The organism is Sphingomonas sp. (assembly GCF_042091075.1).
Classification (GTDB): domain Bacteria; phylum Pseudomonadota; class Alphaproteobacteria; order Sphingomonadales; family Sphingomonadaceae; genus Sphingomonas.
This window is the reverse complement of sequence record NZ_JBELIE010000034.1, coordinates 1-23636: the sequence shown is the minus strand read 5'-3', so window position 1 is coordinate 23636 and position 23636 is coordinate 1. Positions and strand designations below refer to the sequence as shown.

General features: G+C 67.2%; 25 protein-coding genes and 1 tRNA gene. 12 read left to right on the top strand and 14 right to left on the bottom strand.

The window, feature by feature from the left end:
• Positions 1–90: 90 nt before the first annotated feature.
• Positions 91–579 carry a hypothetical protein gene (locus ACFDSW_RS05365; RefSeq protein WP_375249246.1) on the bottom strand — a complete coding sequence of 163 codons (489 nt, stop codon included), beginning with the start codon at positions 577–579 and terminating at the stop codon, positions 91–93.
• 155 nt (positions 580–734) lie between these two features.
• Between ACFDSW_RS05365 and ACFDSW_RS05360 the strand changes: the two genes are divergently transcribed.
• From ACFDSW_RS05360 to ACFDSW_RS05350, 3 genes are all read left to right on the top strand, one after another.
• On the top strand, positions 735–2180 hold the full coding sequence (locus ACFDSW_RS05360) for an FAD-binding oxidoreductase (RefSeq protein ID WP_375249245.1): 1446 nt from the start codon (positions 735–737) through the stop codon (positions 2178–2180).
• A gap of 84 nt (positions 2181–2264) precedes the next feature.
• Positions 2265–3032: a SapC family protein gene (locus tag ACFDSW_RS05355; RefSeq protein ID WP_375249244.1), complete on the top strand. Its 768-nt coding sequence runs from the start codon at positions 2265–2267 to the stop codon at positions 3030–3032.
• Positions 3033–3051: 19 nt separating this feature from the next.
• The gene (locus ACFDSW_RS05350; RefSeq protein WP_375249243.1) at positions 3052–3597 is read left to right on the top strand and encodes a cytochrome b; all 546 of its coding nucleotides are present in this window, start codon (positions 3052–3054) and stop codon (positions 3595–3597) included.
• 221 nt (positions 3598–3818) lie between these two features.
• Here the strand turns inward: ACFDSW_RS05350 and ACFDSW_RS05345 are convergent, their stop codons facing one another.
• Entirely contained in the window at positions 3819–4658 is an 840-nt protein-coding gene (locus ACFDSW_RS05345; protein ID WP_375249242.1) for an N-formylglutamate amidohydrolase, read from the bottom strand.
• Positions 4659–4821: 163 nt separating this feature from the next.
• On the opposite strand from ACFDSW_RS05345, the gene cpdR reads away from it, so the two are divergent.
• The 3 genes from cpdR (at position 4822) to ACFDSW_RS05330 (ending at position 5880) form a co-directional block, all read left to right on the top strand.
• A complete protein-coding gene (gene cpdR / locus ACFDSW_RS05340; RefSeq protein WP_375249241.1) occupies positions 4822–5199 on the top strand; it encodes a cell cycle two-component system response regulator CpdR in 378 nt (125 codons plus the stop codon).
• A gap of 99 nt (positions 5200–5298) precedes the next feature.
• Positions 5299–5373: transfer RNA gene (locus ACFDSW_RS05335), tRNA-Val, on the top strand.
• Between the two features lie 117 nt (positions 5374–5490).
• Positions 5491–5880: a hypothetical protein gene (locus tag ACFDSW_RS05330; RefSeq protein WP_375249240.1), complete on the top strand. Its 390-nt coding sequence runs from the start codon at positions 5491–5493 to the stop codon at positions 5878–5880.
• Between the two features lie 24 nt (positions 5881–5904).
• Here the strand turns inward: ACFDSW_RS05330 and ACFDSW_RS05325 are convergent, their stop codons facing one another.
• From ACFDSW_RS05325 to ACFDSW_RS05290, 8 genes are all read right to left on the bottom strand, one after another.
• Positions 5905–6939, bottom strand: a complete 1035-nt coding sequence (locus ACFDSW_RS05325; RefSeq protein ID WP_375249248.1) for a sensor histidine kinase — start codon at positions 6937–6939, stop codon at positions 5905–5907.
• Between the two features lie 8 nt (positions 6940–6947).
• On the bottom strand, positions 6948–7397 hold the full coding sequence (locus ACFDSW_RS05320; protein WP_375249239.1) for a response regulator: 450 nt from the start codon (positions 7395–7397) through the stop codon (positions 6948–6950).
• The gene (locus ACFDSW_RS05315; protein ID WP_375249238.1) at positions 7394–8896 is read right to left on the bottom strand and encodes an ATP-binding protein; all 1503 of its coding nucleotides are present in this window, start codon (positions 8894–8896) and stop codon (positions 7394–7396) included. Before ACFDSW_RS05315 ends, ACFDSW_RS05320 begins: the two co-directional genes overlap by 4 nt.
• A 105-nt stretch (positions 8897–9001) precedes the next feature.
• Positions 9002–9772 carry an exonuclease domain-containing protein gene (locus ACFDSW_RS05310; RefSeq protein WP_375249237.1) on the bottom strand — a complete coding sequence of 257 codons (771 nt, stop codon included), beginning with the start codon at positions 9770–9772 and terminating at the stop codon, positions 9002–9004.
• Positions 9773–9791: 19 nt separating this feature from the next.
• Entirely contained in the window at positions 9792–10904 is a 1113-nt protein-coding gene (locus ACFDSW_RS05305) for an MBL fold metallo-hydrolase (protein WP_375249236.1), read from the bottom strand.
• Between the two features lie 143 nt (positions 10905–11047).
• Positions 11048–11719 (bottom strand): DUF1013 domain-containing protein, encoded by a 672-nt coding sequence (locus ACFDSW_RS05300; RefSeq protein WP_375249235.1) that lies wholly within the window; start codon positions 11717–11719, stop codon positions 11048–11050.
• Positions 11720–11824: 105 nt separating this feature from the next.
• The gene (locus tag ACFDSW_RS05295; RefSeq protein WP_375249234.1) at positions 11825–12847 is read right to left on the bottom strand and encodes a glycosyltransferase family 4 protein; all 1023 of its coding nucleotides are present in this window, start codon (positions 12845–12847) and stop codon (positions 11825–11827) included.
• Positions 12847–13773, bottom strand: coding sequence for a UDP-2,3-diacylglucosamine diphosphatase (locus ACFDSW_RS05290; protein WP_375249233.1), 927 nt, complete (start codon positions 13771–13773; stop codon positions 12847–12849). The genes ACFDSW_RS05295 and ACFDSW_RS05290 overlap by 1 nt, the downstream gene beginning before the upstream one ends.
• 271 nt (positions 13774–14044) lie before the next feature.
• Here ACFDSW_RS05290 and ACFDSW_RS05285 point away from each other — a divergent pair, with 271 nt between their 5' ends.
• Positions 14045–14299 (top strand): hypothetical protein, encoded by a 255-nt coding sequence (locus ACFDSW_RS05285; protein WP_375249232.1) that lies wholly within the window; start codon positions 14045–14047, stop codon positions 14297–14299.
• A 41-nt stretch (positions 14300–14340) separates the two neighbouring features.
• On the opposite strand, the gene ACFDSW_RS05280 is transcribed toward ACFDSW_RS05285, so the two are convergent.
• Positions 14341–15342, bottom strand: coding sequence for an NAD(P)H-quinone oxidoreductase (locus tag ACFDSW_RS05280; RefSeq protein WP_375249231.1), 1002 nt, complete (start codon positions 15340–15342; stop codon positions 14341–14343).
• Between the two features lie 29 nt (positions 15343–15371).
• On the opposite strand from ACFDSW_RS05280, the gene ACFDSW_RS05275 reads away from it, so the two are divergent.
• The 5 genes from ACFDSW_RS05275 to ACFDSW_RS05255 all read left to right on the top strand — a co-directional run bounded on the left by ACFDSW_RS05275 (position 15372) and on the right by ACFDSW_RS05255 (position 22050).
• Complete coding sequence (locus tag ACFDSW_RS05275; protein WP_375249230.1) at positions 15372–15632, top strand: DUF1192 domain-containing protein; 261 nt, start codon at positions 15372–15374, stop codon at positions 15630–15632.
• Positions 15633–15828: 196 nt separating this feature from the next.
• Entirely contained in the window at positions 15829–18153 is a 2325-nt protein-coding gene (clpA, locus tag ACFDSW_RS05270) for an ATP-dependent Clp protease ATP-binding subunit ClpA (RefSeq protein ID WP_375249229.1), read from the top strand.
• 130 nt (positions 18154–18283) lie between these two features.
• A complete protein-coding gene (locus ACFDSW_RS05265) occupies positions 18284–19972 on the top strand; it encodes a diguanylate cyclase domain-containing protein (RefSeq protein WP_375249228.1) in 1689 nt (562 codons plus the stop codon).
• 66 nt (positions 19973–20038) lie between these two features.
• Complete coding sequence (locus ACFDSW_RS05260; protein ID WP_375249227.1) at positions 20039–20260, top strand: hypothetical protein; 222 nt, start codon at positions 20039–20041, stop codon at positions 20258–20260.
• A 101-nt stretch (positions 20261–20361) separates the two neighbouring features.
• Positions 20362–22050, top strand: a complete 1689-nt coding sequence (locus ACFDSW_RS05255) for a long-chain fatty acid--CoA ligase (protein WP_375249226.1) — start codon at positions 20362–20364, stop codon at positions 22048–22050.
• Between the two features lie 95 nt (positions 22051–22145).
• On the opposite strand, the gene arsH is transcribed toward ACFDSW_RS05255, so the two are convergent.
• The 3 genes from arsH to ACFDSW_RS05240 all read right to left on the bottom strand — a co-directional run.
• Positions 22146–22892 (bottom strand): arsenical resistance protein ArsH, encoded by a 747-nt coding sequence (arsH, locus tag ACFDSW_RS05250; protein WP_375249247.1) that lies wholly within the window; start codon positions 22890–22892, stop codon positions 22146–22148.
• Positions 22892–23326 carry an arsenic resistance N-acetyltransferase ArsN2 gene (gene arsN2 / locus ACFDSW_RS05245; protein WP_375249225.1) on the bottom strand — a complete coding sequence of 145 codons (435 nt, stop codon included), beginning with the start codon at positions 23324–23326 and terminating at the stop codon, positions 22892–22894. The genes arsH and arsN2 overlap by 1 nt, the downstream gene beginning before the upstream one ends.
• Positions 23323–23636: ArsB/NhaD family transporter (locus tag ACFDSW_RS05240; protein WP_375249224.1), on the bottom strand; the 314-nt coding region annotated here is incomplete at its 5' end. The genes ACFDSW_RS05240 and arsN2, both read right to left, overlap by 4 nt.

The following is a 23636-nucleotide window of genomic DNA, read 5'->3' as shown; positions in this document are numbered from 1 at the left end:
GGACGATCGCGCCGTTGCCCATTTGTCTGCCTTGGCGCGCTCCTCTATCGGGCGCCGAAAGTCAAGGAATATGCGGCCCCGGCGCGGAAATCAGCGCTTCGGCACCAGTTGCCGGAACGCCCCGATCGCGCAGGAGGCGCCGGAGCGGGAACGGATCGCATCGCGCCGCGCGCAGATCTTGCCGTCGGCGGTCGGCTTCAGATAGAGGCCCGAGTAGAAATCGAGCGTCGGGCAATCCGCGTCGAGCCGCGCGCGCAATCTCTTCACCCCTTCGACGATCAGATCGACCTCGCCGTCCCCACCCAGACGCGCGCCGGTGATCGTCTGCGTCGCCACGCAGCGCGGCGCCTTGCGCTCTTTCCAGACGATCGCGGGCGGGCGCGTCTCGGCGATCGCGGCGGCGCGTCCACCGATCGGTGGCGCGCTACGCTGGATGCGGATGATGATGCGTTCGTGGATGGCGACCTGCGCCCATTGCGTGCCGGCAAGCGGCTCCGCCATCGGCTCCGGCGGGCGGGCGGAGATCAACAGCGGCGCGGCGAGCGCGAGTGGCGCAAGGGGCAGGAGGCGAGGGATCATCGTGGCCGACCGGCCATGCCCGACGATGATTTAACGCCGGATGAATTGGGGACGGCCCGGCCCTCCGCCCCGGCCATCCGTCCTGACCGATCCGCAGCTTGGGCGATGACGCGCGATGATTGATCCACCGCCGCTTCGCGCGCACAAGCGCGGGCGTGACCGATGCGCTCTACCGTCTTACCGACCGGCTCCGTGCCGAGTTGCCTGCCGCCGTGATCGTCACCGATCGTGACCTGATCGCGCCCTGGGAAACCGATTGGCGCCGACGCTACCACGGCCGTGCCGACGTGATGTTCGAACCACGCACCACCGGACAGGTGCAGGCGATCGTCACCGCCGCGCGCGGGGAGGGGGTGCCGCTCGTGCCGCAGGGCGGCAACAGCTCGATGGTCGGCGGCGCGACGCCCCCGGCGACGGGGGGCGCCGCGATCCTGTCGCTGCGTCGGATGAACCGCGTTCGGTCGCTCGACGGGGAGGCCGGGCTGATCGTCGCGGAGGCCGGGCTGATCCTGTCGGATCTGCACGATGCCGCGGCCGGCGTGGCGCGACGCTTCCCGCTGTCGCTGGGCGCCAAGGGCTCGGCGACCGTCGGGGGGCTGGTATCGACCAATGCGGGCGGCACGCAGGTGCTGCGCTTCGGCACGATGCGCGGCCTTGTCGCGGGGGTGGAGGCGGTTCTGCCCGACGGTACGCTGTTCGACGGACTGGCGGCGCTGAAGAAGGACAATCGCGGCTACGACCTGACGCAGCTGCTGATCGGCGCGGAGGGTACGCTCGGTATCGTCACCGCGGCGACGCTGCGACTGGTGCTCGCCGTGGCGGCGCGCAGCGTCGGCTGGGCCGGGGTCGCCAGTCCCGATGATGCGATGGCGTTGCTGCGCCGCTTCCAGCAGGCGACCGCTGCGCTGGAAAGTTTCGAGCTGTTGCCGGCGGAATCACTGCGCGCGGTACTGACGCACATTCCGGGAACGCGCGCGCCGCTGACGGGCGAGCACCCCTGGCATGTGCTGATCGAGGTGACTTCCGATCGGCCGGGTGACGACCCCGCGACGATCGTGGAGGCGGTGCTGGCCGGTGCGGCGGAGGATGGGCTGATCGCCGATGCGGTGCTGGCGACCAGCGAGGCGCAGGCGACGGCGTTCTGGCGCATCCGGGAATCGATTTCCGATGCCGAGCGCGCGACCGGACCGGCGGCGCAGCACGACATTTCGGTGCCGGTGGAGGCGATGCCGCGGTTCATGGTGGAGGCGGCGGCGGCGTGCGATGCGCGCTTCCCCGGGACGCATGCCTCGGGCTTCGGGCATCTGGGCGACGGCAACGTGCACTTTCATGTCCGCGCGGCACCGGGCACCGACCCGGCGCATTGGTATACCGAGCAGGTGCCGGTCGTGTCGCGCTTCGTCCATGATCTGGTCGTCGCGGCGGGGGGCTCGATATCGGCCGAACATGGGATCGGCCAGATGAAGCGCGCCGAAATGGAGCGCTTGTCCTCGCCGGCGCGCATGGCGGCGCTGCGGGCGATCAAACGCGCCTTCGATCCCGATGAGTTGTTCAACCCCGGAAAGCTCGTGACGCTTGCGCCGGGGCGCGCCACACAATAGGCCCGGCGACCGTCCGGGCAACGGCGGGATGCGACGCGCCCGTCGAGAGCCTGTACCTTTTACGCCCCGTGCACGGAGAATTTCATGGCCAGCGCGCCGCAGCTTCCGATCTTCTACAACGGCCTTGAGCCGCTCTCGAGCGAATTGCACGCCAATTACAAGGTGAAGCCGGCGGACGCCGCGCCGTTCCTGTCGAACCAGCATGCGATTCCGCTGACGGTCGAGGAATTTCCGCTGGTGCAGCGCTACATGCCGATCGTCTTCTCCTCGGGCGACGAATCGGTGCCGATCGCGCTGATGGGCCTGAACGAGGGCGTCAACGTCTTCGTCGATGCCGGCGGCAAGCTGGTCGAGGACAATCTGTACGTTCCCGCCTATGTCCGCCGCTATCCCTACATGCTGGCGCGGCTGCGCCCCGATGCCGACGAATTGTCGCTGTGCTTCGATCCGACCTCGCCGACGATCGGTGATTTCGATGACGGCGAGCCGCTGTTCGACAATGGCCAGCCGACCGAAATGACCCGCAATATCCTGCAGTTCAACGAGAATTTCGAGCAGGCGGCGGCGCGTACCGGCGCTTTCATGAACGAGCTGCGTGATCTGGGGCTGCTGATGGAGGGCGAAGTCACGATCCAGCAGGACGGCAACGAACAGCCGTTCGTGTATCGCGGCTTCCAGATGGTCAACGAAGAGAAGCTGGTCGATCTGCGTGGGGATCAACTGCGCAAGATTTCGCAGTCGGGCATGCTGCCGCTGCTGTATGCGCATCTTTTCTCGCTGTCGCTGATGCGCGATATCTTTGCGCGGCAGGTGCAACAGGGCAAGATGCCGCAGCCGAACCTGCTCGGCTGATCGACGATGGGGGGACGTGATGGTTGACAGACAGGCCGCGGTTCAGCGCTATTCGACCGTCGCCATCGCGTTCCACTGGACGATCGCCGTGCTGGTGATCGTCAATCTGATCGTCGGGATCGGGCATGAGGGCATTCCCGCGCTGCGCGCCTTCATGCCGGGCCACAAGGCGATCGGCATCACCGTGCTGGCGTTCACCGCCGCGCGCGTGCTGTGGCGGCTGACCCACCGCCCGCCGCTGCTGCCGGTGGCGACGACGGCGTGGGAGAAGGGCGCCGCGCACGCGGTTCATTGGTCGCTCTACGCGCTGATGCTGATCATGCCGCTGTCCGGCTGGCTGATGGTCTCCGGGCCGGAGGGTCGGCGTCCGTTGACCTGGTTCGGACTGTTCGACTTGCCGTACCTGCCCGCCTCGCCGGCGACGGCGGACCTGGGGCACAGCGCGCATGGCGTGCTGGGCTGGGTGATGGTGGCGCTGGTGGTGATCCATATCGCGGCGGCGTTGCGCCACCATGTGATCCTGCGTGACAGCGTCCTGTGGCGGATGGTGCCCGGGCGCGGCTGAGGCCCGTCGCGTGGTGTCGCACGGCCCGTCGCGGCCCACGCACTTTTAGCCTGCCGCCCGCAAAACCCCTCTTGCAACCAACGGGGGGTTTCTTATGTTTGTCAGGTACGGCTTCCGTGTCCCCCCTTTCGCGGAACCGTATGACACGCCTCTGGCGTGTCTCCTCCCTGAACCTAGGCCACCGTGTGCTTGCACACGGTGGTTTTTTTATCGATCCCCGCTCATTCCGCCGCCTGGGCGGGGGGGATCGAGTCGCGCATCGCCTCGTCGGTAAGCGCGTCGATCACACGACGCAGCAACTGCGTCACCAACGGCATGCCGGGGCCTGGCTGATCGAGTTGCCGGTCGAGATAGAGCGAGCGGTCGATTTCCAGCTGGATCGCGTGGACATTGGCATGCGGCCGGGCGTGGCGTTCGAGGATATGGCCGCCGGCATAGGGCGTGTTGAGCGCGCATCGAATGTCATAGCCCTCCACCTCCGCCTCGATGCGATGCACCAGCCGCGCGGCGGCGGCGCGACCGAAGCGATCGCCGATCACCACCCGCGCGCGCGATCCCGCGATCGGCGGCATCGAATGCACATCAAGCAGGATCGCGATGCCGAAGCGTTGCCGGGCCCGCGCGATCAGCTCGGCGAGTGCCATGTGATAAGGTCGGTGATCCGCCGCGATCCGTGCCTCCACCTCCACCCCGTCCAGCCGCCGGCGCCACAGGTCGCCGCTGGTGGAGGTGCGGCGCGGGACGATGCCCAGCCCGGCGCGCACCTTCGCCGACAGCGGCCCGCCTCTGGCGCCGCTGTCGATCACGGGATCGCGTTCGTGTTCGGCGCGGTTCAGGTCGATCCACGCACGTGGCAGGGTCTGCAGCAGGAGCGTCTCGCGCTCCCGTGCGGCCAGTGCGATCGCATCGACATGACGATCCTCCAGCGTGCGCAGACTCGCGACCGGCGCGCGCAGCGCCGCGCACAGCGCGTCGGGATAGTCGCGCCCGGCATGCGGAACCGACAGCAGCACCGGGCTTTCGGGAATAGCAGGACCGATGATGAGGAAGGAGGCGGGCATTCGGGTCAGCCTATGGGACAGGCGCCGCGCTCGCAACCGCCGTCCACGGTTCGTCGCAGATCAGGACGGGCGTGCCGGATTGTAACGTCTGTTCACCATCTCCGCTGGTGGAAAGTTCAGCGGCCTTGGGGCATATAAGCGGCAACGGGAGCACAAGGTGACCATGATACGGATTTTGCTGGCCGAAGACGACGCGGTGATGCGCGAGTATCTGACGCGCGCACTGGAACGTTCGGGCTATGCGGTCAGCGCGGTCGACCGGGGCACGGCGGCGCTGCCGCTGCTGGAAACGGATTCGTTTGATCTGCTGCTGACCGATATCGTGATGCCCGAGATGGACGGCATCGAGCTGGCGCAGAAGGCGCAGGAAATCGCGCCGGGCATGCGCGTGATGTTTATCACCGGCTTTGCCGCGGTGACGCTGAAGGCGGGCAGCGCGATGCCCAATGCGCGGATCCTCTCAAAACCGTTCCACCTGCGCGACCTGGTGATGGAGGTCGACCGCCTGTTCGACATCGGCACCGCCAACGAATTTATCTGATACGCCCCGCCGGTCGGGGGAGCGCAGGGGAATTCCGCCGACATTTCATGATAGCGCTTGCGCCGCCGGCACGTGCTGGCTAAAGGCGCCTCCTCACGTGGGCGTATAGCTCAGTGGTAGAGCACTGTGTTGACATCGCAGGGGTCGCAAGTTCAAACCTTGCTACGCCCACCATTGAAAAGCCTTGGAAATCTCCGGATTTCCGAGGCTTTTTCTGTTCAAGCCCCGGTGGCACGGGTCGCCTCCCGGCGGCAGGGGGGAACGCGCGTGCGGGCAGGCCGTTGACGCCCCATGAGCAATCAGAAGAAGAAGCCCGCCAAGTCCGCGACCAGCGATCGGTTCGCGCGTAAGGAGCCCACTCGCCAGCGCGCGCTGTTCGCGGCCGGCACGGTCGGGGCGATCGCCGCCGGGGCGGTCGCGGCACTGAAGCTGGGATGGCTCGATCGTTTCTTCGTCACCGCCGGCGATGATGGCGACGACGGGGCCGCGCATGCGGCGCCCGACCTGACGGCCGATGCCGCGACGCCAGGCACGCACCGCGCTCCAGAGGCTTTCCGCCCTGATCCGACCGCGCCGGTCAGTGATGACGAACGCGAATCGCTGCGACCCGCGACCGGCCCGGCGCCGACCATCGCCGCGCCAGCCGGCGAGATGGCGAACCAGACCGGCGCCGCGAACTGACCGGCGCCGCGCGCCAGACGTGATTCAGCCGGCGATCGGGCGCACCATTGCGGACAGCGATGCGCGCGTGCCGGGATGTGCGGGATCATATTCGACAATCGAATCGAGGCTTTGCGCCATCGCCTTGATCAGCCGGGTGCCGACCCCCGTGCCTCTGGGCACCGCATCGCCGATTCCGATCCCGTCATCTTCCACGGTCAGACGGAAGCGATCGCCCTCCTGCCGGGTCAGCAGGATACGCACCTCGCCCTGCCCGTTGGGATAGGCATATTTACAGGCGTTGCTGACCAGTTCGGTGACGATCACGCCCAGCGACACCGCCCGGTCGGTCGGCAGATAGAGCGGCTCGGCATCCAGCTTCAGGTCGCGCGGGCGATCGGTCGTCGACCAGGTATCCGCCAGCTCACGGATCAACTGCGCCAGATAGTCACGCATATCGACATGCTGAACGTCGTCGCCGGTATAGAGCCGGCGGTGGACATGCGCGATCGCGGTGATGCGGCGCTGCGTATCTTCCAGCGCGGCGCGCGCGGCGAGATCCTCGACCGCGCCCGCCTGCAGCCGCACCATCGCCGACACGATCTGCAGCGAATTGGCGACACGGTGGTTGACCTCGGCAAGCAGCGCCTCCAGCCGCGCGTTGCTGGCGAGCAGATCGGCCTCCGCGCGCGACTTGTCCGCATGCAGTTCGCTCCGCGCGATCACCTGGCGGAAGGTGGCGTCAAGGAGATCGAAGAAGTCATCGCCCGGCGTCTTGACGACATAGTCCGCCGCCCCCGCGCGCAGCGCGGCGACCGCGACGCGGCTCTCCTCCGATCCGGTGACATAGACCACCGCAGGCGGGTGCGGCAGCTCGGCCAGCCGCGCCATCGTCTCCAGGCCGTCGATCCCCGGCATGTAGTGATCGACCGCGACCAGATCGAAGGCGCGCTCGCGTGCCGCCGCAACCCCGGCCTCGCCGCCATCGGCGACGGTGACATCATAGCCGCGCCGTGTCAGCGCGCGGCCGACCAGCCGGCGGATCCCGTCGTCGTCGTCGATATACAGGACGCTGGGCATCGTGGGGGTCACGCCGCCCCGCTCGGATCAGGCACCTGGATGACCGACAGGAACAGCCCGAGCTGGCGGATCGCCTGCGCGAAATTCTCGTAGTTCACCGGCTTGGTGATGTAGACGTTCGCACCGAGATCGTAGCAGCGCTGCACCTCGCGGCTGTCATCGGTGGTGGTCAAGACGACCACCGGGGTGCGTTTCACGGCCCCGTCGGCGCCCTTGATCTTCGCCAGGATGTCCGTGCCGCTCATGTCGGGCAGGTTGAGGTCGAGCAGCACCAGCGCCGGCCCGTTGCAGGCCGGCCCGGCCGCGTCGCCGAAGATGAAGTCGAGCGCGCTGGTGCCGTCGGTGAAGTGGCGGATCTCGTTCATGATCCCGGCGCGGCGGATGTTCTTCTCGATCAGCCGGGCGTGGCCCTCATCGTCCTCGATCATGATGATGTTGACGGACTGCGGCGCGTTCATGGCGTTGGCTCCTGCGAAGCGAGCGTGGTGGGGAGGGACAGGCGGAAGGTGGCGCCCTCGTCGAGACGCGATTCGACGTCGATCAGCCCGCCCAGACGAAATACCAGTGCCCGCACGGTGGCGAGGCCGATCCCCTCGCCGGGGCGGTCCTGCGCGCCGGAGCGACGGAACAGGTCGAAGATCCGGGTATGGTCGCTCGGCGCGATGCCGCGGCCGTTGTCCGCCACCTCGATGATCGCGCGCCCCGCCTCGGGACGTCCGCGCACGACGATACGCCCGGGCACGCCGGGACGCAGATATTTGACCGCATTCTCGATCAGGTTGGACAGGATCTGGTCGACCGCGAAGCGATCACTGACGATCGACGGCAGCCGGCCCTCTATCTCCAGCACCGCGTCGGCGGCCGACAGCCGATGCGCCAGCGTCTCGCGGATCTGATCCACCATCCGTGCCAGATCGAGCGGCTCGGGGGCGAGCGTGCGGCGCCCCTGTCGCGACAATTGCAGGATCGCGTTGATCAGCCGGTCCATCTTTTGCGTCGAGGCGCGGATGAACCCGATCGCCTCGGGCAGATCCTCACGCGCGGCGAAGCGTGCGGCCTCGTCGGCCAAAGCGGGCGCTTCGGCGTCGACGCGATCGACCAGCGCGCGCAGCGGCGCGGCGGCACTTTCCAGTTCGGCGGTGAACCCCATGACGTTGACCAGCGGGGAGCGCAGATCATGGCTGACGATATAGGCGAAGCGCTGGATCTCGTCATTGGCGCGCGTCAGATCGGCGGTGCGATCGCGCACCATCGATTCCAGATTGGCGTTCAGCGAGCGCAGCGCGTCGCGCGACTGGGTCAGGTCGCGGGTATAGCCCAATATGGTCAGCAGCGAGACGATCGACACCATGCCCAGCAGCACCGCGGCGATCACCAGCACCGCATAGAACAGCCGTTCGCCGTCGATCACGTCGCGTTCGCGGATCGTCAGCAAGCGGCGTTCGGCATCCGCCATCTGATCCAGCGTGTCGCGGATGCGCGCCATCGGCAGCGCGGAATGCTCGGTATCGAATGCGGCGCGCGCCGCCGCGATATCACCGGCGAAGACCAGCGCGATCGAACGATCGCGGATCATCGCCAGCAGCGACACCTGATGGAGCAATCGCGCATAAAGCTGTTGCTGCGACGGATTGTCGCGGGTCAGATGCCGGATGCGCTTCATCGCGGCGGGCAAAGCGACGGTGGAGTTGCGATAGATCGTCAGAAAGTCGCGTTGCTCGGGAGCGAGCAGATAGCCGCGCCGGCTGGTTTCGCCGCGTTCCACGATCTGGCGCGCGTCGAGGATCGCGTTCTGCACCTCGTAGCTATGCGCTAGCCAGCGGATGTGCGCGGCGCTGCGATGCGTCGTCCAGGCGGCGGCGATGCCGACGACGATCAGCGCGATGAAGCCGACCGCCATGAAGCCGGTCAGCCGTCGCCCGAGATTGTCGTCGCTGCCGTTGCTGCCCGCCATCATCGATCGCGTATCGCGCGGCATACCATTGCGCCAGCGTTACTTTCGCAACGTGGGTCAGGTTCGCGGCGTGCTACCGACGCGCGGACAGGACGAGCATCGCGCCGGTCAGAGCAACAATTCCTGCGCGTTCTTCCGCCCGAAGGAGCCGCCGCCATGCCGGCGTGCCATTTCGGTTTCGGCGGTGAAGCGGATATCCGGATCGCGGTCGGTAAGGAACTTGACGAGGCTCTCCTCCTCGATCTCGCGCCATTCCTTGCCGCGGTCGGGGCCGTAGCGCACGCGCGGCAGCAGCCCGGGCTCCTTCGACCATTGCACCAGTTGCTCGACCGACGCTTCGTTGAGCTGATCGCGCAAATGGTGCGCGGTGACATAGGCATCCGGAAAGGCGCGATGCGCCGGCAGCCCGCGTTCGTGATCGAGCCCCGCCGGTTTGCGCCAATAGCGCAACACCTGGTTGGAATAGCTGGGCGAATCCGGCCACAGCCGCAGCGCGCATTTCCATGTGCAGATCCAGTCCGCACCGTGCGTCAGCGAAGCGGTGCAGAATTGCTCCTCGAACGCGGCGCGATGCGCGGCGAGCGCGAGGCGGCGCGGATAGGGATCGAGCACCTGGCGCGCGACATCGTGCCACCACGGCGCGTGCGCGACATCCTCATCGCGGATATGGTGCACCGCCTGAGTGATTGCGGGCATCGGGCGGCCCGGATTGACGAGGATGTTGCCGCCGTCGCCGTACAATTCCCAGCGCCCGTCGGCGCCCAGCGCCACATCCTGCCAGCCGACCTCGCATACCGCATGCGCGGGCGGGGCGGAGCCGGTGGTTTCCAGATCGATCACGCGGATCAGCTGCTGGGTCGAGCGGCGGGGATACATCATCGGCCACCTATGTGGGCGATTACGCGCGCGAATACCACCATATGCCGTCGCGAACCGCGCGCCGCGCGCGCCCCGTCACCTCCAGATGACGCAGATGCGCCAACGCCTCGCCGGTCGCCATGCCGATCACGTCGGGGCCGATCGGGCGACGGAACAGGTGCGGAAAGCAATCCACCGCGCGGCGCGGGTGATCCATGAACGCCACCAGCGCGTCCAGCCGATCGTGATGCTCCCGCGCCAGCGCGTCCAGCCGCGCGTGCAGACCATAAAAGGGGTCGCCGTGCCCCGGCAGCACCAGCAGGTCGTCGGGCAATGCGCGGAACCGCGCGATCGACGCCAGCCATTCGCCGAGCGGATCGGCGCCGGGCTCGTTGACATGCAGCGAGACGTTGGAGCTGATCCGCGGCAACACCTGGTCCCCCGCGATCAGGATGCGGCGGTGCTCGTCGAGCAGGCAGGCATGTTCGGGTGAATGGCCGCTGCCGACGATCACCCGCCAGTCGGCCCCGCCGATGCGCAGCACCTCGCCATCGCGGATGCGGGTATAGCCGAGCGGCAGCCGCGCGATCATCTTGCCGAACCGCGCGAACCCGCCCTTTGACGCCGCGGCGATCTGTTCGTCGCTCCAGCCGGCGCCCCGCCAGAAGGCGATCTGTTCCTCGGGAACTTCCTCGCGCGCATCCGCCGACAGCATCCGCGCCATCAGCCATTCGGTGCGCGTCATGAGGATCGGGGCATCGTCGAAGCGGCGCGACAGCCACCCCGCCAGCCCGATATGATCGGGGTGCATATGGGTGCAGAGCACCCGCGTGACGCGGCGGCCGTTCAGCGGGCCGTCGAGGATCGCGCGCCACGCCTCGGTCGAGCGCGGCGAGGCGGTGCCGGTATCGATCGCGAGCAGGCCGCCGTCGTCGCCGGCGGCGTCTCCATCCGCTTCCTCGTCGAGGAGCAGGCCGTTGACGTGTTTCAACGGACCCGACATCGGCACCCGCCACCAATGGATGCCGGGGGTGATCGTCAGCAGCTCGCCGGGTTGCGGCGCTCGCTCGCCGAACGGAAACGTCAGCCCCGCGGCACTCGTCGGCACCAGCCCTTCGTCGCCGATCAGGTCGCGCTGATAATGGGTTGCCATGCCGATACGCTAGGGTGCGGGAGGGGGCGATGTCACGCGCTAAGTGAAGCGAGCGGCTTAACGCGCGGGGGCTTTACCGCAACGCGCAAACCTCGCCTTCACCCGGCAACCTGGCCCCGCCCGCGCCGGTACGACCCGGACGCTCAGCGCTTGAAGGGGTCCTCAAGCCCGCCGAACGGCGAATCCTGGCCCGCGGTCTCGGCATCGCGGCTGGCCTGTTCGCGTTCGGCGCGCAGGCTGGCGATCAGCGCCTCGCGGTCCCCGTCGAGGCGCGTATCGGTCTGCTGCTGCTCGATACCGGCGGCCTTGGCGGCCTTGGACACCGCGGCATCCAGCTCGCGCTGCGTCGTCAGGCCCAGCGTCACCGGATCCTTCGGCGTGATGTTGGCGATGTTCCAGTGGCTGCGGTCGCGGATCGCCGCGATCGTGGTGCGCGTCGTACCGATCAGATTGCCGATCGCGCCATCCGAAATCTCGGGATGGTTGCGGATGATCCAGGCGATGCCGTCGGGCTTGTCCTGCCGCTTGCTGACCGGGGTGTAGCGCGGCCCCTTGGTACGGCGCACCTGCTCCGGCCCCTTGGTCATCTTCATGCGATAGTCGGGGTCGGCCTGCGCCTTGTCGATCTCCTCCTGGGTCAGCTCGTGCGCGCGGACGGGATCCCGGCCGGTCAGCTTCGTGCCGGCGGTATCGTCCGCGATCGCCTGCACCTCCAGGATGTGGAGGCCGCAGAAATCGGCGATCTGCTCGAACGACAGCGCGGTATTGTCGACCAGCCAGGAGGCGGTGGCATGCGGCATGAGCGGCTGGGCCATGCGGGGAACTCCATAAATGCAAAGGGCCGCCCCTTCCCGGAGCGGCCGCCTGTTAGGGTGTGACTTAGTGCGTGCCGCCCGGAAGGGCAAGCGCCGCGCGGGGCTTCACGCCGCGCGACGCATCTCCGCGTCGAACGGATGCAGCGCCTCAAGAAACTGCCGGGCGCTCGACGCCCAGGTAAACCGTGCCCCGGCGGTGGCGCAGGTGCCGCGATCGAGCTGCAAGGCGCCCGCGATCGCGACCGGCAAATCGGGGTGCATCACGCCGCTCTCCGGGGTCAGCACGTCGATCGGCCCGGCGACCGGGTAAGCGGCGACCGGGGTGCCGCACGCCAGCGCCTCGATCATCACCAGTCCGAAGGTGTCGGTACGGCTGGGGAACACCAGAGCATCCGCGCTGCGATAGGCGGCGGCGAGGTCCTCGCCGAATTGCGCGCCCAGGAAGATCGCGTCGGGGAATTCCCGCTCCAGCGTCGCGCGCGCCGGCCCGTCGCCGACCACCACCTTGGTGCCGGCGACATCGGCGGACAGGAAGGCGGCGATGTTCTTTTCCACCGCCACGCGCCCGACGTGCAGCAGCACCGGGCCAGGCAGATCGGCCATGCGCGGGTGACGGGCGCCCGTCGCGGTGAAGATCGGCGCGACGCCGCGACCCCAGCGCCGCACGCGCGGCAGGCCATGCGCATGGAGCGCGCGTTCGATCGTCGGGGTGGAGGCGAGGATCGCCGCCGCCGGGGCATGGAACCAGCGAACGTAACGCCACACCCATTCCGGATCGGCGCCGGTGCGCGCTGCGACGTAATCGGGGAATTGCGTGTGATAAGCGGTGGTGAAGGGCAGGCCTCTCGACCGGCACCAGCGCCGCGCGGCAAGCCCGAGCGGACCTTCCGTGGCGATATGCACTGCCTGCGCGCCGAACGTGGTGATCCGTCGCCCGATCGCCGCGGGCGTCATCAATGCAAGGCGGATTTCGGGATAGGTCGGGCAGGGGATCGAGCGTACCCCGGCGGGGGAGACGACCAGCACCTCATGCCCCTGGCCGCGCAACTCGCCGATCACCGATTCCAGCGTGCGGACGACGCCGTTGACCTGCGGCGCCCAGGCGTCCGTAACGATCGCGATCCGCATTACGCCGCCAGCGCCCCCGCATCGGCGGTGCCCGCCCCCGGCGTGGCGGTTTCGCGACGCGCGATCTCGTCCGCCCAGTGGATGATCTCCATGCGGCCGTCGAGATGCTCCACCAGCGCGGTGCAGCCCTCCACCCAGTCGCCGTCGTTGTAATAATCGACACCGGCGATCTGGCGAATCTCGGCGGTGTGGATATGCCCGCACACGACGCCGTCGACCCCACGGGTGCCCGCCGCCTCCGCCACGATTTCCTCGAAGCGGGAGATGAACGCGACCGCGTTCTTCACCTTCGCCTTGGCGTGCTTGCTGAGCGACCAATAGGGCATGCCGAAGCGGCGACGGATCGCGCTGACCCAGCGATTGAGCGCCATCAGCAGATTGTACGCGGCGTCGCCGACATGCGCGAGCCAGCGGTGCGACAGCGTGATCGCATCGAACTCGTCACCGTGCAGCACCAGCAGGCGGCGGCCATCGGCGGTTTCGTGGATCGCCTTGCGGCGGATCTGGATGCCGCCGAAATCCAGCCCGGCGAATTGCCGGAACATCTCGTCATGGTTGCCGGGGATGTAGATCATCCGCGTGCCGCGCCGTGCACGCTTCATCAGCCGCCAGATCACGTCATTGTGCGCGGCGGGCCAGAAAAAGCGCTTCTTCAGCTGCCAGCCGTCGATGATATCGCCGACCAGATACATCGTCTGGCTGTCGACATGGTCGAGGAAGTCGATCAGCATGTCGGCGTTGCAGCCGCGCGTGCCCAGGTGCACGTCGCTGATCCACACGGTGCGATAGCGCCGCCGCTCGTCGACCGCCGCTTCGGGCCGGTGTGGCCGGCTGTTCGTGAAATCGAACAGATCGGTGACGTCGGCGTGATGGCCATCGGTGACGGTCTGGCCGGGAACGATGCTGGGGACGCTGCTCAACGACATGGTAACCCTCCGCTCGCCGCTTATGCGCGCATTTTATGACGCGCTCGTCTCGTCGCGATGACGGTTCAACGGCCCTGGCGTGACGATTTCGCGACACGTGGCGGGGCCGGCATGTTGCAGCGGCGCCACGCTGCGGTGGGGCTCGGTGCGGGTGTCGCGTGCCTGTAACATCCGCCTGCCTAAACGTTTAGTAGACCTGTTCGCATTGTTCGCCCTTGTTTCCGTGGGCTGGCAGAAAGCGGCGGTTATCAGGGAGATAAAAATGCGTTCCATGAAGTTCATTGGCGGCGTCGCCGCTGCCACGCTGCTGTCGGTCAGCACCGCCGCCGCCGCCGCGCCGTCCGCCAATCCCGCCGCGTCGCTGTCGGTCGGCAAGTCGGTGCGCGCCGCCGCCCCGGCGAAGGGCGCGAGCAAGATCGGCGCGGAGGTGCCGGGCACCACGCTGATCAGCATCGGTATCCTCGCCGCGCTGACCGTGGCGGTGCTGGTGGCGACCGGCGGCAGCGACGACAGCGACAGCAACTGATCGCGACGGGCGGGGGTGCGCCCCCGCCCCGTCCGGCCGGCTTACGCCATTGTCAGCACGATCTTGCCGACATGATCGCCCGCCTCCATGCGGCGGTGCGCGTCGGCGGCGTCGGACAGGGCGAAGGTGCGGTCGATCACCGGCTTCAGCTTGCCCGCCGCGACATGCGGCCACACGGTATGCGCGATCTCGTCGGTGACCAGCGACTTGAACCCGGCATCGCGCGCGCGCAGCGTGGAGCCGGTCAACGTCAGCCGACGGCGCATCACCTCGAAGATCGGGATCGTCGCCGTCGCGCCGCCCTGCACCGCGATCGACACGTGCCGCCCGTCGTCGGCAAGGCATTGCAGGTTGCGCGGGACATAATCGCCCCCGACCATGTCGAGCACCGCCGCGCAGCCACGCCCGCCGGTGATCTCCTTCACGCGCGCGACGAAATCTTCGCTGCGATAATTGATCGCGTGATCGGCGCCGAGCCGCTTCGCCGCCGCGACCTTGGCGTCGCTGCCGGCGGTGACGATGATCTCCAGCCCGAAGATACGGGATAGCGCGATCGCCATCGTGCCGATGCCGGAGGTGCCGCCGTGGACCAAAACGGTATCGCCCTCCACCGCGAAGGCGCGTTCGAACAGGTTCGTCCACACGGTATAAAGCGTCTCGGGCAGCGCCGCCGCCTCGATCATCGACAGCGAGTCCGGCACGGGCAGGCACTGGCCGGCGGGGGCCACCGCATAGGCGGCATAGCCGCCGCCGCCGACCAGCGCGCACACGCGCTGCCCCAGCAGCGCATCGTCGGCGCCCTCGCCGAGCGCGACCACCTCGCCCGCCAGTTCCAGCCCCAGCGTCGAAGGCGCGCCGGGCGGGGGCGGATAATGCCCCATGCGCTGCAGTACGTCGGGACGGTTCACCCCGGCGGCGGCGACACGGATCAGCACTTCGCCGGGGGCGGGGCGGGGGGTGGGAAGGTCGCGCGTGACAAGAACGTCGGGGCCGCCGGGGGCGACGGGATCGATCGCCGGCATGGTTTCGGGCAGGTCGATCATCGTGTCGCGGTCTCCTGAAACGGAAAGGGATGGCCGTGGCGGTTAACGCCCGCCTTATTGACTTCGTGCCCGCGCCGGTCAACGTTCGCAACGTGGACCTGGACGAGACCTTGGGGCCGCGGCCCGACGATGCGCTGACCGCGTTGCTGCGCGAGGATCTCGATCGCTTGTCGGTGACCGAATTGGAGGCGCGGGCCACCGCGCTGGAGCATGAAATCGCCCGCACGCGCCGCAAGATCGACGGCGCCGTCACCCATCGCGCCAGCGCCGAGGCGTTGTTCCGGCGATGACGCCGCGCCCGCCGGCCCTGCGAACCCGCTTCGCCGCCGGTGCCGCTTCGCCAGTCGATGACCCCCGCCGCGCCGCCGTGCCGGCGGGATTCCGGTCGGGGCGCTTGATGCGGGCCCGATCGATCACGACATTCGTTGAAAGGGCAGCGCCTTCCCCGGGCTCATCCGCCGGGCGTTGCCCGCTAGGAGTATCGTAATGCCTTCATTCGCCAGCGCTCTCGAGACCACGCTGCACAAGGCGCTCGAGGCCGCTTCCTCGCGTCGCCACGAATATGCGACGCTGGAACATCTGTTGCTCGCACTGATCGAGGACGAGCACGCCGGCCAGGTAATGGCGGCGTGCGGCGTCGACCTGGGCGAGCTGAAGACCACGGTCGCGCACTATCTCGATACCGAGTTGGGCGCGCTGAAGGTCGATGCCGCGACCGATCCGTCGCCGACCAGCGGGTTCCAGCGCGTCGTTCAGCGCGCGATCCTGCATGTACAGTCCTCCGGCCGCGACGAAGTGACCGGCGCGAACGTGCTGGTCGCGCTGTTCTCCGAACGCGAAAGCTATGCCGTGTATTTCCTCCAGCAGCAGGACATGAGCCGGCTGGATGCGGTGAGCTATATCAGCCACGGCGTCGGCAAGGGGACGGCCACCCCCGAGGCGACCAGCGTCAAGGGCGCCGAGGAAGAGAAGAAGGAGAAGGCGGACACGTCGGGCAAGAAGGGCGAGAGCGCGCTGAAGCAATTCACCGTCGACCTCAACGAGAAGGCGAAGATCGGCAAGGTCGATCCGCTGATCGGGCGCTCGGCGGAGGTCGACCGGACGGTGCAGATCCTGTGCCGCCGGTCGAAGAACAACCCGCTCTATGTCGGTGATCCCGGCGTCGGCAAGACCGCGATCGCCGAGGGGCTGGCGCGCAAGATCGTCGAGGGTGATGTGCCCGACGTGCTGCGCGAGGCGGTGATCTATTCGCTCGACATGGGGGCGCTGCTGGCGGGCACCCGCTATCGCGGCGATTTCGAGGAGCGGCTGAAGGCGGTCGTCAACGAGCTGGAGAAACTGCCGCACGCGGTGCTGTTCATCGATGAGATCCACACCGTGATCGGCGCGGGCGCCACCAGCGGCGGCGCGATGGATGCGTCGAACCTGCTCAAGCCGGCGCTGTCGGGCGGCACGATCCGCTGCATCGGCTCGACTACCTACAAGGAATTCCGCAACCATTTCGAAAAGGATCGCGCGCTGCTGCGGCGGTTCCAGAAGATCGACGTCAACGAGCCGACGATCGAGGATACGATCAAGATCCTCGCCGGCCTGCGCTCTGCGTTCGAGGAGCATCACAGCGTCAAATACACACCGGATGCGATCAAGAGCGCGGTCGAGTTGTCGGCGCGCTACATCAACGACCGCAAGCTGCCCGACAAGGCGATCGACGTGATCGATGAGGTGGGCGCGATGCAGATGCTGGTGCCGCCGTCGAAGCGCAAGAAGACGATCACCACCAAGGAGATCGAGGCGGTGATCGCGACGATGGCGCGCATCCCGCCGAAGAGCGTGTCGACCGATGACAAGAAGCAGCTGGAAACGCTGGAGACCGATCTGAAGCGCGTGGTGTTCGGACAGAATGCCGCGATCGAGAAACTGTCGTCCGCGATCAAGCTGGCGCGTGCCGGGCTGCGCGAGCCGGAAAAGCCGATCGGCAACTATCTGTTCACCGGCCCGACCGGCGTCGGGAAGACGGAGGTGGCCAAGCAGCTGTCGGCGATCCTCGGCATCCCGCTGCAACGGTTCGACATGTCCGAATATATGGAGCGGCACTCGGTCAGCCGGCTGATCGGTGCGCCGCCGGGCTATGTCGGGTTCGACCAGGGCGGCCTGCTGACCGACGCGGTCGATCAGAATCCGCATTGCGTGCTGTTGCTCGACGAGATCGAGAAGGCGCATCCCGACCTGTTCAACATCCTGTTGCAGGTGATGGACAACGGGCGCCTGACCGACCAGCATGGCAAGACGGTCGATTTCCGCAACGTCATCCTGATCATGACGACGAATGCCGGTGCCAGCGACATGGCTCGCGAAACGCTCGGCTTCGGCAACCTCAGCCGCGAGGGCGAGGATGAGCAGGCGGTGCAGAAGCTTTTCACGCCGGAGTTCCGCAACCGTCTCGATGCGATCGTCCCGTTCGGATATTTGCCGCCGGAAGTGGTCGCGCGCGTGGTCGACAAGTTCATCCTGCAGCTCGAACTGCAGCTGGCCGACCGCGACGTCCATATCAAGCTGGATGACGAGTCGAAGAAGTGGTTGACCGACAAGGGCTATGACAAATTGTACGGTGCCCGCCCGATGGGCCGACTGATCCAGGAGAAGATCAAACAGCCGCTTGCCGAGGAATTGCTGTTCGGAAAGCTGGTCCATGGTGGCGAGGTGACGGTGAAAATGAAGGACGGCGCATTGTCCTTCGCGATCGAGCCCGCCGCGCCGAAAAAGCCGGGCAAGAAGAAGGGCGGCAAGACCGCGCCGGTCGAGGCGAGCTGATCGCCTACGGATTGGGTGAATGGTGCCGGGGCCGGGTGGCGACACCCGGCCCCGTTCTCGTTCGGGGGGCTATCTTGTCTCCGCGTTTACCTTCCCTTTGCGGGTCGCCGGGTAAGGGCGCGGAATGAGGGTGGTATCGGTTTGGACTCGCTGGCGAATCATCGTGCTGGTGATCGGTATGTGGTTGCTCGCTCCAGTGCCGCTTTTGGCGGCGCCATCGCCAGGGGCATCGCATCGGTGGTCGGCGGCGGATGGGACGCTGTCGACCTGCCTTCGCCCGGTGCATGGCAACGAAAGCGCGCGCGACGTGCTGCGCGCGCCGCGTGGTTTCGATTGTTCGGGTCATGAGCGGCACTGGGGGCCGGGCAATTTCTGGGTGATCGCACGCGATCTGCTCCATGATCTGCCAAGGGATAGCGAGGTACGTTCGGGCAGCGTCTATCAGCGCAGCGCCACTCTGTACGTCCTCTATGCCGACGGAGGAATCCATGCCGCCGGCTTCGATAGCGCGCAGGTGTGGCGTCATCTGCGCATCGGCGCCTTCTTTGCCTGGACGATCCCCGATCGCGCGTCGCCCGCCGTGCGGCTGTTGTGGCGCGTCAATGGCGCGACCAACACACGCGGGGTGCTGATCAAGCCGCGGTTGCTCGGCCCCGACCAGGCGCGGACCCGCGACCTGCAACTAACCGCCTTTTACGCCGGCTTCGTCGGCCTGTGCGTCGCGCTGCTGTTGCTCAACTCGGCGCTGTGGCGCGCTTTGCGGCAGCCGTTCATGGCACCTTATTGCGCGATGGTGGTGTGCCTGTTGATCTATGCCGCCAGTTCCTCAGGGGTGCTGGGGATGGCCGTCGGGATGGACAACAATCTGCGCCTGCGGCTCAACATCGTGCTGCTCGCCGCCGCGATGTTCAGCGCGGTGCTGTTCGCCCGCTGTTTCTTCGGCACCAACGTCATGACCCGCGCGACGCGGCGGCTGGCGGACGGCGCGCTCACCTTCCTGATCGCCGCGGTGCTGGCCTATCTCACCATATGGCCGCGTCAGCCGTTGCTGCTCGATCGCCTGCTGCTGATCGGTTTCTCGCTCAACCTGTTGCTGGTGCTGCCCGTCATGATCGGCGCGTGGCGCGCGCGAGCGCCCCATGCCCGCCTGTTCGCGCTCGCCTGGACTATGCCGATCGCGCTGTGCGGGGTGCGGATCGTGCAGGCGCCGGGCTGGATCGGCTGGAGCTTCTGGATCGACAATTCGTCGCTGATCGCGATGGCGCTGGAGGCGGTGGCGAGTTCGCTGGTGATCGCCTGGCGGATCAAGCTAGTCGGCGCGGAGCGCGACAGGGCGCGCGAGCGCGAAATGGTGGCGCGGATCGAGGCGGATGTCGATCCGCTGACCGGCTTGCTGAATCGCCGCGCGTTCCTGCGTGACGCGATCGGCGGGGAAGCGCCACGCCGGTTGGTATTGATCGACATCGACCATTTCCGCAGCGTCAACGATACGCTGGGCCATGACGGCGGCGACGAGGTGTTGCGCCGCTTCGCCGAGGCGCTGCGCGGCGCCGCGCCCGCCGGTGCGGCGATCGCGCGGCTGGGCGGTGAGGAATTTGCGATCCTTGCCGAACCCGGCGTCGACCCGCTGCCCGACCGCCTGCTCGACGCGATCCGTGTGGCGCGGATGCCCTATGATCTTCAGGTGACCGCGTCACTGGGATGCAGTGTCGGCTACGTACAGACCGACTGCGACTGGGCAGCCTTGTACCGGGAGGCCGATCGCGCCCTCTACGGCGCCAAGAGCGCCGGTCGCGACCGCGCCCGCCACGCCGCCTGATCGCGTGATCCTGACCGGTTTGTCGCGCCGGCCCGATGTGATAGACGGTGATGGTGGAGGATGAAGATGAACCAGCGTCCCGACTATCGCCGCCACCGCCTGATCGTCGCCGGCATCGCGGCCCTGGTGATCTTCGCCGCGCGCGATCATGACGAGCCGCGCATCGGCACGCTCGCGGTCACGGTCGGTCCGGACCATCTGCCGCATGTATCGACCGAGCTCGCCCCCGCGCTGGCGGGGGCCGCGTCGGTCCTGACGGCGGCGACCGCGCTTATCTTCGACCGCTAGGGTCGTTCGCATCGGCGGGGCGGCGTGGCGATCGGCTGGATACCGCGATCGCAGCGCCGCGATGGCTTGCGCATCGCCGGCGGTTGCTTACAATTGTGTCAATGATAGAAGAGGAAGCCTGGCGCGAACGATACCGCCACCCCGTGGCGTGGGATATTGCGTTCCCGCCGCGTTCGATGGTCGATCTGTTCGACGCGACCGCGCAGCGCGATGCCGACCGGCCCGCGATCGATTTCATGGGGCGGCGCTATCGCTATGGCGAGTTGGCCGATGGCGTGCGGCGGGTCGCGACCGGGCTCGCCAGGCTGGGGATCGGGCGGGGTGATCGCGTCGGTCTGTTCCTGCCCAATGTGCCGCATTATGTCGCGGCTTATCACGGTGCGTTGCGGCTGGGCGCCACCGTGGTGAATTTCTCGCCGCTCTATACCGTCGACGAACTGTGCCATCAGGTGGAGGATTCGGGCACGCGCGTGCTGTTCACGCTGACGGCGGCGCAATTGTTGCCGACCGCGCTCGCGGTGCTTGAGAAGAGCGGGCTGGAACGGATCGTCGTCGGCTCGGTGGCGGGCGCGCTGCCGCCCGGCAAATCGTGGCTGTATCGGATGTTCAAACGTGGCGAGGCCGTCGCGCGACCCGACGATCCGCGCGTCACCGCTTTCTCCGCGCTGATCGACAATGCCGGCGACGCCCCCGCGGCGGCGATTGACCCGGTGCGCGACGTGGCGTTGCTGCAATATACCGGCGGCACGACCGGCACGCCCAAAGGCGCGATGCTGACGCACGCCAATATCGCCGCCAATGCGCAGCAGGTCGCGGCGATCGATCCGCATCGCGACGCCACCGATCGTATTCTGGGCGTGTTGCCGCTGTTCCACGTCTTCGCCAATACCTGTGTGATGAACCGCACGATCGTGACCGGTGGGGAGATGGTGCTGCTGCCGCGCTTCGAGGCGGGGCAGGCGCTCGCGGCGATTGCCCGTACGCGCCCGACCGCGCTGCCGGGGGTGCCGACGATGTATCAGGCGCTGCTCGATCGCCCTGATCTGGCCAAGACCGATTTCTCCTCGTTGCGGGTATGCATTGCCGGCGGGGCGCCGCTCGCGGCGGAGTTGAAGACACGCTGGGAAGCAGCGACCGGCTCGACGCTGGTGGAGGGTTACGGCCTATCCGAATCGAGCGGGGTGCTGTCCGCCAATCCCTATGAGGGCGCGCAGAAAGCCGGCACGATCGGTCAGCCGATCCCCGGCACGCGGCTGCGGCTGGTCGACAAGGAGGATGCCTCACGCGCCGCGCCGCCCGGCGAGCCGGGCGAAATCGTCGCGGCGGGGCCACAGATCATGGCGGGATATTGGAACCGTCCGGAAGCCGATGAAACCACCTTCGTCACCGACGATGCGGGCACGCGCTGGCTGCGCACCGGCGATGTCGGACAGATCGATGCCGATGGTTTCGTGACGATCGTCGACCGGCTGAAGGACATGATCGCGGTCGGCGGGTTCAAGGTCTTTCCGAGCCAGATCGAGGAGATCCTGTACCACCATCCCGCGGTGAAGGAGGCGCTGGTGATCGGCATCCCCGATCCTTATCGTGGCGAGGTACCGCGTGCCTTCGTCTCGCTGCAGGGCGGCACGGAGACGGGCAGCGCGATCCGCGACTGGCTCAACCCGCAGCTCGGCAAGCATGAGCGGGTCGATGCGGTGACGGTGCGCGAGACGCTTCCCAAGACGATGATCGGCAAGCTGAGCCGCAAGGACCTGATCGCGCAATTGCGCGAGGAGGGGCTGTTCTAGCGCCGAATCGACACGTCGCATGCGGAAACAGGTTGAGGCAAAGCGGCCCGGACGCGACGCGCGCGTCCGGGCGGTTACCTCGCTGAACCCTCCCCTCAGGATTCTGGTGCGGTCGCGACGCTCGACAGGTCCGTGGCGGCGTCGACAGGCACATGAGCCACTTTCCGTTCGGAATAGCGATCGACCAGTTGTGCGGTATGCGGGCGCAGCAGGACGGTGAAGCGCACCAGCTCCTCCATCACGTCCACGATCCGGTCATAATAGCTCGACGGCTTCATGCGACCGGCGTCATCGAACTCGTTGAACGCCTTGGCGACCGATGACCGGTTGGGGATCGTCACCATCCGCATCCAGCGACCCAGCACCCGGAGCGTGTTGACGCTGTTGAATGACTGCGATCCGGCCGACACCTGCATGACCGCGAGCGTGCGGCCCTGCGTCGGGCGCATCCCGCCCATGTTGAGCGGCAGGTGATCGATTTGTAGCTTCATGATGCCGGTAATCTGCCCGTGCCGTTCGGGGCTGCACCACACTTGCCCCTCCGACCACATCGACAGCTCGCGCAGCTCTTGGACGGCCGGATGATCGTCACCGGCGTGCTGATCGGGCAGCGGCAGGGTGGACGGATCGAAAATGCGGGTTTCGCATCCGAAGAACCGGAGCAGACGCGCCGCTTCCTCGACACACAGGCGCGAATAGGATCGTTCGCGCAGCGATCCGTAGAGCAGCAGGATGCGAGGCGCAGGATCGAGTGGGCCAAGCCCCAAAGCTGGCCGCTGGATGGCATAAGCAGAGTCGAGCGCTGGCAGGGAATCGGGATCAGCAACAGTGCGGAGCGGCATCACAGGGCTTTCGCAAGATAGGAGGCCGAGGCGGGGCACAGCGACGTAAATTCGCGCGACGCGGCTACAGCCAGGGGTGCGGCGTCGCGATCGGTGTCGATATAGCCGAGCGCCCGAAAGAACGGTGCGGCCGTCGTCGTCAGCAGATGGAGGCGGCCGATACCAAGATCGCGGGCCTGTTGTTCGAGAGCGGCGACCAACGCTCGCCCCAGGCCATGCCCCCGATAATCGTGCAGGATGACGATCGAGCGAAGCAGGCGATCGGTGCCCCGCCCCTCAAGGCCACCGTAACCCACGAGGCTATCGGCATCGAACCGAAAGAACATACGATTCGGCTCAGCGAGATCGGAGTTAGGCAGAGCAGCCATATCCAGAGCCTGCGCCAACCCGCCCAGCTCGCTAGACTTCAATGGCGTGATGGTCAGTTTTGTCATGCGATGCTGATCCTGATCGCCAGCGCCGCGAGCGTGATGAGCAGTACCGGCACGGTAAGCGTCACGCCGACGCGGAAGTAATAGCCCCATCCAATTCGCACGCCCTTCTGCCCCAGGACGTGCAGCCACAGCAGTGTCGCAAGCGAGCCGATCGGCGTCAGCTTGGGGCCGAGGTCGCAGCCGATCACGTTGGCGTAGATCATCGCTTCCTTGACCGACCCTGTCGCGTGTGCGGCGTCGATCGACAGCGCCCCCACCAGCACGGTCGGCATGTTGTTCATCACCGACGACAGGACGGCCGCGATCACGC

Coding starts and splice junctions, on each gene's coding strand:
- ACFDSW_RS05365 (WP_375249246.1), bottom strand. CDS start 579: ATGATCCCTCGCCTCCTGCCCCTTGCGCCACTCGCGCTCGCCGCGCCG.
- ACFDSW_RS05355 (WP_375249244.1), top strand. CDS start 2,265: ATGGCCAGCGCGCCGCAGCTTCCGATCTTCTACAACGGCCTTGAGCCG.
- ACFDSW_RS05350 (WP_375249243.1), top strand. CDS start 3,052: ATGGTTGACAGACAGGCCGCGGTTCAGCGCTATTCGACCGTCGCCATC.
- ACFDSW_RS05345 (WP_375249242.1), bottom strand. CDS start 4,658: ATGCCCGCCTCCTTCCTCATCATCGGTCCTGCTATTCCCGAAAGCCCG.
- cpdR (WP_375249241.1), top strand. CDS start 4,822: ATGATACGGATTTTGCTGGCCGAAGACGACGCGGTGATGCGCGAGTAT.
- ACFDSW_RS05330 (WP_375249240.1), top strand. CDS start 5,491: ATGAGCAATCAGAAGAAGAAGCCCGCCAAGTCCGCGACCAGCGATCGG.
- ACFDSW_RS05325 (WP_375249248.1), bottom strand. CDS start 6,939: ATGCCCAGCGTCCTGTATATCGACGACGACGACGGGATCCGCCGGCTG.
- ACFDSW_RS05320 (WP_375249239.1), bottom strand. CDS start 7,397: ATGAACGCGCCGCAGTCCGTCAACATCATCATGATCGAGGACGATGAG.
- ACFDSW_RS05315 (WP_375249238.1), bottom strand. CDS start 8,896: ATGATGGCGGGCAGCAACGGCAGCGACGACAATCTCGGGCGACGGCTG.
- ACFDSW_RS05310 (WP_375249237.1), bottom strand. CDS start 9,772: ATGATGTATCCCCGCCGCTCGACCCAGCAGCTGATCCGCGTGATCGAT.
- ACFDSW_RS05305 (WP_375249236.1), bottom strand. CDS start 10,904: ATGGCAACCCATTATCAGCGCGACCTGATCGGCGACGAAGGGCTGGTG.
- ACFDSW_RS05300 (WP_375249235.1), bottom strand. CDS start 11,719: ATGGCCCAGCCGCTCATGCCGCATGCCACCGCCTCCTGGCTGGTCGAC.
- ACFDSW_RS05295 (WP_375249234.1), bottom strand. CDS start 12,847: ATGCGGATCGCGATCGTTACGGACGCCTGGGCGCCGCAGGTCAACGGC.
- ACFDSW_RS05290 (WP_375249233.1), bottom strand. CDS start 13,773: ATGTCGTTGAGCAGCGTCCCCAGCATCGTTCCCGGCCAGACCGTCACC.
- ACFDSW_RS05285 (WP_375249232.1), top strand. CDS start 14,045: ATGAAGTTCATTGGCGGCGTCGCCGCTGCCACGCTGCTGTCGGTCAGC.
- ACFDSW_RS05280 (WP_375249231.1), bottom strand. CDS start 15,342: ATGATCGACCTGCCCGAAACCATGCCGGCGATCGATCCCGTCGCCCCC.
- ACFDSW_RS05275 (WP_375249230.1), top strand. CDS start 15,372: ATGGCCGTGGCGGTTAACGCCCGCCTTATTGACTTCGTGCCCGCGCCG.
- clpA (WP_375249229.1), top strand. CDS start 15,829: ATGCCTTCATTCGCCAGCGCTCTCGAGACCACGCTGCACAAGGCGCTC.
- ACFDSW_RS05260 (WP_375249227.1), top strand. CDS start 20,039: ATGAACCAGCGTCCCGACTATCGCCGCCACCGCCTGATCGTCGCCGGC.
- ACFDSW_RS05255 (WP_375249226.1), top strand. CDS start 20,362: ATGATAGAAGAGGAAGCCTGGCGCGAACGATACCGCCACCCCGTGGCG.
- arsH (WP_375249247.1), bottom strand. CDS start 22,892: ATGCCGCTCCGCACTGTTGCTGATCCCGATTCCCTGCCAGCGCTCGAC.
- arsN2 (WP_375249225.1), bottom strand. CDS start 23,326: ATGACAAAACTGACCATCACGCCATTGAAGTCTAGCGAGCTGGGCGGG.